The organism is Methanosphaera sp. DEW79 (assembly GCF_003266085.1).
Lineage (GTDB): Archaea > Methanobacteriota > Methanobacteria > Methanobacteriales > Methanobacteriaceae > Methanosphaera > Methanosphaera stadtmanae.
Genome location: NZ_MUZW01000033.1, coordinates 24,033 through 34,949, shown reverse-complemented (window position 1 = coordinate 34,949; position 10,917 = coordinate 24,033). Strand labels below are relative to the sequence as shown.

The window sequence follows — 10,917 nt, the reverse complement described above, 5'->3', positions numbered from 1 at the left end:
TGTTGTAGTGTTTGTTGTCATTGTCATAGATACTTCTTTCTTAGTTATATTTATTGGTATCGTATTATTTGTTCTTCCAGTTATATATTGATTATTTCCACCATAAACTGCATTTAGTACTGGTTTTGATTTTATCCAAGTTGTTGGTACTCTATAATTTTCAAGTATAGCTATTCCATTAATTACTTGTACATAAATTATATTTCCATTATTATCTCTTATTGTTTTACCATTTACTTTAAATATTACACGTCCATTAGATACTGGATTTCCTTCACTATCTGTTACTTGTGCTCTTAAATTAATTATATCGCCTACTTGTGCAATTACTGGATCTATTATTACATTAGTATAACTTTGTACTTTAAATGTTAATATGTTTGATTTAGTACTTAAAATACTTGGAATAATATATGTAGTTATCTGTCTATCTGTATCAACTATTAAGTTATATATCATTGAATCACTATTTTTTATAAGTTCATCATTTCTATATATATTATATGAAACATTATCTAATATGTTACTATCATAATAACTAGGATTTATTAATTCAAATTGCTCAAGCATTAATATAATAGTACTATTTATTTTTAATAAAAAGTTTGGGGACTTGTTTGAATTTAATATTATAGGTGTTGTTAATATTGAACAGTTTATATATGTATTATTAGATAAAATATTTGTTCCTGTAGTATTTAGGAATAATGTTTCACTTGGACTTATTATATTAGTAAAAGTATTATTTTCTAATGTTAGATTTATGTAATTTGTGTAAATTGCTCCACCTTCAATAAATGCTTTATTATCTAAAAATATAGCATTTACTATATTATACTTACGTGGAATATATTTACTTCCAACTAAATATAATGCTCCACCTTTATCTGCAGAATTATTTCTAAATGTTATATTTCCATTTATTTCAAATAGGGCTGTCACGATAGACATAGCTCCTCCAGATTCATATGCCTTATTATTACTAAATATAGTATTGTTATTTAATATTAATTTAGTATTTGAAGTTGGTAATTGTATTGCTCCTCCATTTGTAGTAGCTTCATTATTATTAAAGGTGTTGTTTCCTTCAAAAATAAGTACACCACTTAAACTATATATTGAGCCTCCAGATCCTGCAGTTACTGCTATTACTTTGTTATTATTAAAGGTAGTATTTCCTATACTAGTTATATTTCCTTTGTTGTAAATTGCTCCACCATAAATAATACTATTACCACTTGCTGTATTATTTATAAATAAAGTGTTACCTGTTAATGTTATATTTCCTAAGTTATAGATTGCTCCAGCATAGACATTATTATTTCCTTTAACAGTGTTATTTATGAATAAAATTTCACCATTCATATCTATTTTTCCAAAATTATTATTACTAATTGCTCCACCTTGTTCTGCAACATTGTTTTTGAATAATATTTTTCCTTTTGTTTCAATAGTTCCCCCATTACTAATTGCTCCACCATTAATAGCTTTGTTGTTTATAAATGTGCTATTTATAATAATTAAATGTCCATTATTCTCAATTGCTCCACCATTTTTTATTTCTGCAGTATTATTATCAAATATACAATCTATTAAAGTTAAATTTCCATTATTAACTATTGATCTAGAATTGATAAAGGAGATATTAGTCATAGATACATTTCGATAAATTATACTCATTATTCTCATATTATTACCACTACCATCAAATATTACTCTATTTTGAGCTATTATATTAATATTATTAGTAGTTGAATGTAAATATCCATAAGCTACATATATTGGTTCATTAATGAAATATATTCCATTAGTACCATATAATAGATGTATTGTTCCATAGTTTCCAACTTTTGATAAAGCATCATTAAGTGTTGTTGGATTAGATAATGTACCTTCTTGTATTTCAGTTACATCTGGACTTACATAGACATGTTTTCCCAATGAGAATATAGATGATGTGTTTGTTTGATTATTGTAAATTCCCGTTTCTGTTCCAATATATTTTATAGTTATATTATGTATTCCTGTTGATAATGGATTTATTTTAATAATAGCTACACCATTGTGAGTTGGAGCTTCACCTAACAATATATTATTTTCATATATCCTTATTATTCCACCATCAGATACTAATGTTCCTAATTTATCAGTTACTGATATATTTATTGTCGTATTTTCATCACTATAACTTACTGTGTTTTCTGCTTTAATAATAGTATTTTTAAGACCATATATTTCCACATCAAGAATAAGTGTGTTTGATTTAGTTTTAGTAAATGTAGGTATGACATATAATGTTACTGTATCATGTATTGTAGGTATTATATTAAATGAATTTGGATTATAATCTGTTGTGTCAATTTTAATATTATTTAAATATATATTATATTTAATACTACTTGTTATGTTATCATCATAATTTCTAGGATTCTTAATTTTTATATTATCTATATTGAATTTTAAAGTATCATTTACCTTCATAGGTGATGGATTTGTAGCATCAGAGGATATTTGAATTGTTGAGTTTATAGAACAGTTAATATACACATTATTTTTCATAATTCTATTTGTAATTTCTTTAATTACTATTGTTTCATTTTTTGATTGAATATTACTAAAAGTATTGTTTTCTAATACTAAATCTATTCCTAAGAAATATATTGCTCCATAATCCTCTTTTGCTATGGAATTATTAAATGTAGTGTTAGATATTGTAAGATTTCCAGACATTACTTTATATATGAAAAATCCTGGATATAACATTATTCTTTGAACATATCCTGCTGAATAAATTATTCCACCATATTCTGCAGAATTATTAGTAAATAATGTATTAGATATAGATAAATTACCTTTTGAAAATATTACTCCACCATTTTTCCCAGTGTTATTAATAAATGATGAATTTTCTATTATAACAGTACCATTATAGTTATGTAATGCAGTACCCTCAGCATATTCATTATAATTATTTAAAAAAGTAGTATTTATCAATGTTAATTTTCCCATATTAACTATTGCACCATAAAGTCCTTCTTTATTTATATTTCTAAAAGTAATATTAGTAATTTTTATAGTAAAATCTTTAGTAATATTTAACATGGATGATTTATTTTGTCCAAAAAATGTTACATCTTTTTGACCAATAATATTAAATGTCGTTGCATTAGTAGTGTTTTTACTAATTGTTATTTGATTATTTATATAATAAATCCCATTAAGTAAATATATTGTTTTTTCATCTTTTATTTTAGATAAAGCATCAGTAAGTGTTGTTGGATTATCTATTGATCCTGAAGCTGGTTGTGTAACTTCTGAACTTACATATACATTATCTAATATTACAAGTGATGTTTTATTTGTATGATTTTCATAGATATTACTAGCATCAGTATACTTTATAGTTATTTCTGTTGTTCCAATATTAGATGTTTTATTTAATGTTAATCTTGCACTTCCATTTATTACTTCTACTGTACCCATAAGGATTGTATTATTATAATAACTAATAACTCCACTAGTTACTGGTTGATTAAATTCATCAATTAATGTTGTTGTGATGTGTATATCCTCATTAATAAACACAATAGTAGTTGGAGTGTTTGAAGTTATTGCTTTTGCTTTTAAGTAAATTATATTAAATGTTAATGTATTTGATTTTTCTTTTGAAAAATTAGATATTATATATGTTGTAATATTAGTAGGTATTGTTGAATTTAATGTATAAGAAGTTGTAGTAATTGTATCTAATAAAATATCATTTCTATAAATACTATAATTGATATTATTTGTTATGTTACTATCATAATATGTTGGATTTTCTAGAATTACATTATCTATATTAACAGTTATAGTATTATTTACTAGAATAGGATTTGGATTTGAAGTACTTGCTGTTATTGTAAATTTTTTTAATTTAATATCACAATTTTCATAAGTATTATTTTCTAATAGATTGTTTCCTATTGAATTAAATATTAATGTTTCATTTAGAGAACTTATATTTTTAAAAGAGTTATTTTTTAATATAAGATTTCCACTTTTATTTATAAATACTGCCCCACCATTGTCTGCATAACTATCTTGGAATATTGATGAAGTTACTGTTAAATTTCCTTCTGAATATATTATCCCACCATTCGATGAAGTACCATTGATAAATTTTAAATTATCCAGTATTACAGTAAATCCTTCTTTTATATTAAATAGTTGAGTTTTGTTATTTCCAGATACAGGAGTATTATTTAAAATTCCTTTGATACGTACTGTTTTTGTATTTTTAACAGTTGTTTCATTAATTATTACTGAATTTAATAAGTCATATTTTTTATTTTTTGAAAATAAGTATATTGTACCTGTACTTGTTATTCTCTCTAGTGCATCAGTTAAAGAAGTTGGATTATCCATAGTTCCATTTCTTGCTTCATTAACAATAGGACTTACATATAAATCATCACTATTAGGCATTGGAGTATTATTTATAATTGTATTTTTTATATTATTTCCATATACAGCATAATCTCCAATTAATTCTTTAGAAACTAAATTATTTTCTACAATAGTATTATTAATAGCAGAATTATATACTGATATTGCATAGTTTGAAGTTGTTTCTATATTGTTTTTAGTAATTATATTTGAATTTCCCTTAAGTTCAATATATTCATTTATAATATTATTAGTTATTGTAGAATTAGATCCACTAACTTCTATAGCTTTTTTTATAACATATGATGGACCATACATAATAATTGTATTGTTAATAATATTTCCTTTTTTTATACTGATAGCAGTACCTCTATCCATTGAAATTGTGTTATTTATTATAGTCAAATTATTACTAGTAATTTGAGCATCAATAGCATATGTTCTAGCACCAGTAGTTAAAGTAGTACTAATAGTAGATTCTACAATATCTTCCATTGAATTGTTTATAATATTATAGGTTATATTTGAATTTTGACTATCAATTAACCTAATACCTGTAGAATTAATAAATTTATTTCCATAAGCATAAATGTTTCCTTGATAACCATAAATATCACTTTGATCATTTTTAATAAAAGTACAATTGATTATATTATTGTATGTTAAGAAAAATCCTGGTAAATAAAAGTCAGCCCCACCAGAGTTACATGCAAAACCACTTCCATATTTATAACCACTCTTTCCATCATAACCAATACCATTAGATAATGTTGTATTTATCATAGTGATATTGTTATCATTTAATATTGTTCCCCAACGAGCATAATTATGATTAAATAATGAATTTAATATGGTTGCTGTACCATTATTATAAATAATTCCATTATTTCCTGTAGAACTACTTTTACGATTTTCTTCAAATAGGGAATTATTAACTAGTAATGTTGCACCATAATTATTTCTAACACCTGCTCCTACACCTGCATAATTTTCATGAAATTCTACAGAGTTTATGCTTAAATTTCCATAATTATCAATAGTTGCATGAGGATATGCACTGATACTACTTCCTCCAGGACTCCACATATGAGCTATTGATAAATTATAAATAGAAATATGTCCATTACCCTTTGTTATAGTCATTCCATAATTACCTGTAGCATTAATATATGGCCACCAAATTTTTGAACTTTCCCATACATAACCAGGATTAGGGTCTATCACATAATTTGCTTCTCCATCAAGTATTGTTTTATTGATACCTTCACCAATGAAGTTAATTTTATGATTACCATTTACTGTTAAGTTAGTATTTCCTACCCCGGTATAATTTCCTGATTTAATGAAAATGTTATATGTATTATTTGTTGTTGTTTTATCAATTGCATATTGTATTGTTTTATATGGATTATCTTTTGAACCTGTATTATTATCTGATCCTGTTGTTGATACATAATAACTAACTTCATTATTTTTCTTTAAAGTTTTAGTGTTAGCTATTCCATGTTCTTTAATTGAACTGGTTTTTGTTTTAATTTCCTTATTTTTTGGAATGATTTCTTTTTTTGTTGTATTAAATTTAAGTTCATTATTATCATTGTTTGATACTATGTTTAGAGTAGATTTTGTCGTGTCTGTTGTTTGTTTTTCTATTGTATTCATATTTGTTGTATTAGTGTCTACTGCCGTTATTGTTGAAAGACTAAATAATAATACTATTAAAAATATAGAAGATATTAATATTTTATTCTTCATTTTAAATCACTTTTCCTCCATTTCTTTTAAAGAATAATAGAAATCAATGGTTTTTTCCCATTATTCCTTTTTTTTAAAATAAATTAAATATATTTTAAATATAACTAAGATATACCTTAGTTATTACTAATTTAAGAAATATTATATTTAAATTTAATTCAATTAAATTAACTTTAAATAATTTTAGAAAATAAGTATATTTTCTTAGATAAAAAGGGGGGGGGAAATGGACTTATTCTATGATTAATAATATTATAATCTGTTAAATCGTATTTTAGTTAAAATTTATAAGGATAATAAATATTTTAAATGATAAAAGTTAATGATTAATTATTATAAAATAATGGTTTTCTAGAAAAGTCATATTCACAAAATAATTTTTAAAATATTTATACTCTAAAATCAGATTTTACACAAATAATACTTAATATAAAAATTTTACCATTAAATAGTAAAATAGGTATTAATATTAGAAAATAGAATAAATAGCACCATAATTAAAGAAACTATTTATTCTACAACTAATTATTTATCTTTCAAATGTCTTAAATGTTTTAATTTTGTTTCAGAACTATCTAAAAAATAATTACTTATTAAATCATTCATATGATAACTATACTGCACTTCGAATAGGACGTCCATTTGATTCATAACCATATTCTTTTGAATATTCTTCAAATCCACCAGTTACAGGATCATAAGATCCTTTATATGATCCATCTTTTGAATCTATGTGTTGTACACCATTTGAATCTGTATATTCAGTTATGTATGTTCCATACTGTTCTGAATAACGATATTTCTTATCTGGGTCTGATTTGGTGTTTGTTGATGATTTTAAATTTTTAGAACTTGTTTCTTGATTTGAATTTGTTGTATTATTAGTGGAATTTAGAGATGAATTTGTAGTATTTGTATCATTGAAATTATATATTACACCTACACATACAACTGCTACTATAATTACAATAAGTCCACAAGTTATTAATAATTTATTTCGCATAGTGTTATTTCACATCCTAAACATTATTTATAATTATATATAATAATATTAATAATAATAAAATAATTAAAAAAAAAGTGTGATGATGTTATTGAAGTTTAGATAATATCTTATCCATATCTTTAATTAATTTCTGTGTTTTTTGTATATTCCGTGCTTTAAACTTGTCATCATAATCTGCATTATTCCTATACCCACGGAATCTTTTTAAATAATCACTCAGTTGATATTCATTATCATCAAGGGAATTCTTTAATTCATCTATAAGTTTTTGATGTACATATTTAGAATGAATTTCATAGTGCTTTTTTTCAAAGTATCTCCTAATTATATTGAAATAAGCATAGTAATATCTGCTGATAGCTGCACGTTGATATGCTTCATCTTCAGAATAGTTTTTAAGATGTTCCCCTACCTCGTGATATTTTTTCCAATCAAACCCCATATTTTACCACAAATCCACCAGTATATATTTTTTGATTGAATTATCCAGTAATTTTAATTGTCTAATATCTTGGTTTATTATTTTCAAAGTATTCCAATCTTTATTAAATGATTCTTCACTAGAATGGATATATATATTTAAATATTTTAAGTCAGTTATTTCTGGATCTTGTATGAATTCCATACTTAATTCATTTTTTTCAAAACTTTTTCTAATTATTACAGTTAATTCTTTAATGAGCTCTGTAAGTAATGGTTTATAACTTATAAAATTAATTATTTCTTCTTTGTTAATAAGTGAATAATTGTTTGATAAATATTCTTGGAATTCAGAATAGAATTTATTTTCTGAAAGTTGTTTAAAATAATCGTCAGTGCTTATTGTTTTACTATGTTCAGAATAAGGGTGAATATTATTTGAATTGGTTTTTTCTAATTCATTATATGATATTGTTTCATTCATCTAATTCACCTTTCATTTCTTTTTTTAGTTTATCTGTTATAGCTAATTGGAATTGCTTCCATATAAAATAATTCATTTCTTTTAATTCTTCATTTATTTGATTCATTGATTCAATGTTATAAAAACTACAGTCAAAATCCAGTATATAATTCTTTTCAAAATTTGGATTCGGATAACCTGGATTAAACAGTCCATATTGGGTATTTAAAAGATATTTTCCTTCAGTTATTGTTAATCTACTTAGATTTTGAACAAAGGTATCCTTACCATTTAAATCTATTATCTCTTCATTGAAATAAGGTTTGTTAATGCATTTAGTTAATTCTTCAATTGATTTACCTGATAGTTGATTAATATATCGTAACTGGAGTAAATGTGGGTTTATAGGAGAATATTTTTTCAATGCATCTAATATTAATATGATGTCTTGTAGTAAATATCGGAAATTGGTATAAGCTTCTTTAGTGTATGTTAATAAAACATATGAATCAGATAATTCTATTTTTTTATTATCTTCTTTATTTTTAAATTCCCATATTATTTTATCTCTTTGATTAATTTGATTAAAGCCATCTGATTGAATATTTAATCCAATATTCACTTCATGATTTTTTTTCAGTAAGGCTATTGGATATTGTTCAAATATATTCTTACGAAAATCTTCTGCAGCACTTTCATTATTACCTGATAATGCAAGTATTGTAGAAAAATTAATCCTTACTATAACTTCAGTTAAATAAGGATTTTCATATCTTTCACCTTTTTTCATAATAAAAATTTCTCCATTAATTCTTTCTATTGATAGTTATCTTTTAAGAAGTATTTATTATTTAAGTCATACTAATTATATTAAAAAATATTACCAAACATACAAAAAAATAAATTGAATATTATTTTAGTTCATCTTATGTATTTTATAATTCACTTTATTAGTACAATAATTGTATATACTACAAAGAATTATAATAATATTAAACATACAGAAGGTGAAAATAATATGATGAACATAAATGCTTTTCAAACCTTCAATAATACCATATCCCACTTTTTCACTAACCTTGGCTCCTACTCTCTAATCAAAGAGATTGACTCTGATTCATACTCCCAACTGAACTACCAAATAAACGACATATCCCTCAGAATCAAAAACAATAAATTACCCACAGAACACTTATATGAATTATACGATGAACTAATGGAAGTCAAGACAGCAAATGATAATGTAAACTATATTATTGAAGAAAATAATACATTAACTAACTTAACCTTTGGACTTGAATTACAAAAACTATCCGTACAACTATTAGATTTAATTGTTTCATATTACATGGAAGATAAGATTAGTCAAACAGAATACGAAACTAAACTACCATATATACATGACAAGTTAATAGAACATGAACAATATTTTAACCATCATATTCTTAAAGATGATTTTGAACATGAAAAACATGTAAAAAATTTACTTACTGATATTGATGAAAGTTCTCTTGTTTCTATGGGTGAATCTGATTTTCTGGGTGAGTTGGAAAAATGGTAACTGTATCTTATGATGACCATTTTTGTAAAGTTATATCCAATCTTGATAATACTTATAAGCTTCGTGTTAAGAAGCAGATACGGAAAATTGTGTCTAATCCAGTGATTGGTAAGCCTATGAGACATAATCGTAAGGGTACTCGTGAGGTGTATGTTTCTCCATTTCGTTTGTCTTATGTTTATGAAGAGCAAAAAGATTTTATAGTATTTTTAGATGTTTATCATAAAGATAAACAATAAATTTATTCTTTTTTTTTGAATATTTTTTTATTAATTAGGTTTACGTTATATTTTTACTTACTATTGATATACATACTGTTCAATTTTTGTTCTTTCTATGTACACCATCACATCATTCCCCTTTTATTAGAGGGACGTGATTTTTTTTATTTAGTAAAAGAGTTTAAAAATTAGTAATTATCATACAGTACATATACATTAAATGGTTTATTTTTCTCTTTTTTCTACTAGTTCTAACATTGGTTTAATGTCTTCATGCATTTTTATTTCTGTTATTTTCTTACTTGTATGGGTTTTTTGGTAGACATATTCTTGTGTGAATGACAAGCTCATGAATGTTATTCCTGTGAAATCTATTATTATCTCTGAAAAGTCATTGTTGTTTATTTGATTGGTAAATAAATCTTCTGCTGTGAAACTCATTTCTAAATGAGAAGAGTAAATTTCGTTTAAAATTATTTTTTTCATATATTATTCTCCACGTATTTGTAGGGTGTTCCATGAATGTATCCATCATCCAATGCTTCATAAAAATTTATGGGGTTATCCCTAAATCTTAATGTTATTAATGTTCCTTTGAATAATTTTTCATTGTTTAGGTTATGATAATGATATTTTTTTCTTTTTTCATCTACTTCTAAACATTCTTTTCTAGAAACAATTAAAGCTGAACCTTTATTAGCTTTGATTAATTTCATACATGACCCTAATCCATTTCCTCGTTCAGATTGTCTATTTTTGATAGTTGTAAATTGGGTTAATGCTTTTTCAATAGCATGACAATCATTTTCATAGTCTACATTTGATTTATCAAATCTTCCAGGAATAGATAATCCATCATCATATACAGTTATATCTAATTTTTTCCAGATAGGATATAGTTGAGCATAGATATAACCATGACTTGCATATTTTTTTTCGAATGATGTATGATCATATATATTGTTCACCAATTCTGAGATAACGAAGTTAATTGATTGTTTTCCCGCATAATCCTCTGTAATTAAATTTCCAACTTCCATTGAAATTGATTCATCATTAAAAG

At 24.3% G+C, this 10,917-nt stretch carries 9 protein-coding genes; 2 read left to right on the top strand and 7 right to left on the bottom strand.

The window, feature by feature from the left end; translation table 11 throughout:
• The 5 genes from BZ132_RS03540 to BZ132_RS03520 all read right to left on the bottom strand — a co-directional run.
• Positions 1–6,183 (bottom strand): S-layer family protein (locus BZ132_RS03540; RefSeq protein WP_286940507.1); only part of this gene is annotated, 6,183 nt, incomplete at its 3' end.
• 613 nt (positions 6,184–6,796) lie between these two features.
• The gene (locus tag BZ132_RS03535) at positions 6,797–7,186 is read right to left on the bottom strand and encodes a hypothetical protein (RefSeq protein WP_112149466.1); all 390 of its coding nucleotides are present in this window, start codon (positions 7,184–7,186) and stop codon (positions 6,797–6,799) included.
• An 88-nt stretch (positions 7,187–7,274) separates the two neighbouring features.
• Positions 7,275–7,631, bottom strand: coding sequence for a HEPN domain-containing protein (locus BZ132_RS03530; RefSeq protein WP_011406309.1), 357 nt, complete (start codon positions 7,629–7,631; stop codon positions 7,275–7,277).
• 3 nt (positions 7,632–7,634) lie between these two features.
• Complete coding sequence (locus BZ132_RS03525) at positions 7,635–8,093, bottom strand: hypothetical protein (protein ID WP_011406308.1); 459 nt, start codon at positions 8,091–8,093, stop codon at positions 7,635–7,637.
• Positions 8,086–8,862: a TIGR04255 family protein gene (locus BZ132_RS03520; RefSeq protein ID WP_011406307.1), complete on the bottom strand. Its 777-nt coding sequence runs from the start codon at positions 8,860–8,862 to the stop codon at positions 8,086–8,088. The genes BZ132_RS03525 and BZ132_RS03520 overlap by 8 nt, the downstream gene beginning before the upstream one ends.
• A 228-nt stretch (positions 8,863–9,090) precedes the next feature.
• Here BZ132_RS03520 and BZ132_RS03515 point away from each other — a divergent pair, with 228 nt between their 5' ends.
• Positions 9,091–9,633: a hypothetical protein gene (locus BZ132_RS03515; protein WP_048059722.1), complete on the top strand. Its 543-nt coding sequence runs from the start codon at positions 9,091–9,093 to the stop codon at positions 9,631–9,633.
• Positions 9,627–9,872 carry a type II toxin-antitoxin system RelE/ParE family toxin gene (locus BZ132_RS03510; protein ID WP_112149464.1) on the top strand — a complete coding sequence of 82 codons (246 nt, stop codon included), beginning with the start codon at positions 9,627–9,629 and terminating at the stop codon, positions 9,870–9,872. Before BZ132_RS03515 ends, BZ132_RS03510 begins: the two co-directional genes overlap by 7 nt.
• A 207-nt stretch (positions 9,873–10,079) precedes the next feature.
• On the opposite strand, the gene BZ132_RS03505 is transcribed toward BZ132_RS03510, so the two are convergent.
• Both BZ132_RS03505 and BZ132_RS03500 read right to left on the bottom strand, forming a co-directional pair.
• The gene (locus BZ132_RS03505) at positions 10,080–10,340 is read right to left on the bottom strand and encodes a hypothetical protein (RefSeq protein WP_011406305.1); all 261 of its coding nucleotides are present in this window, start codon (positions 10,338–10,340) and stop codon (positions 10,080–10,082) included.
• Entirely contained in the window at positions 10,337–10,894 is a 558-nt protein-coding gene (locus BZ132_RS03500) for a hypothetical protein (protein ID WP_286940506.1), read from the bottom strand. The genes BZ132_RS03505 and BZ132_RS03500 overlap by 4 nt, the downstream gene beginning before the upstream one ends.
• Positions 10,895–10,917 lie beyond the last annotated feature (23 nt).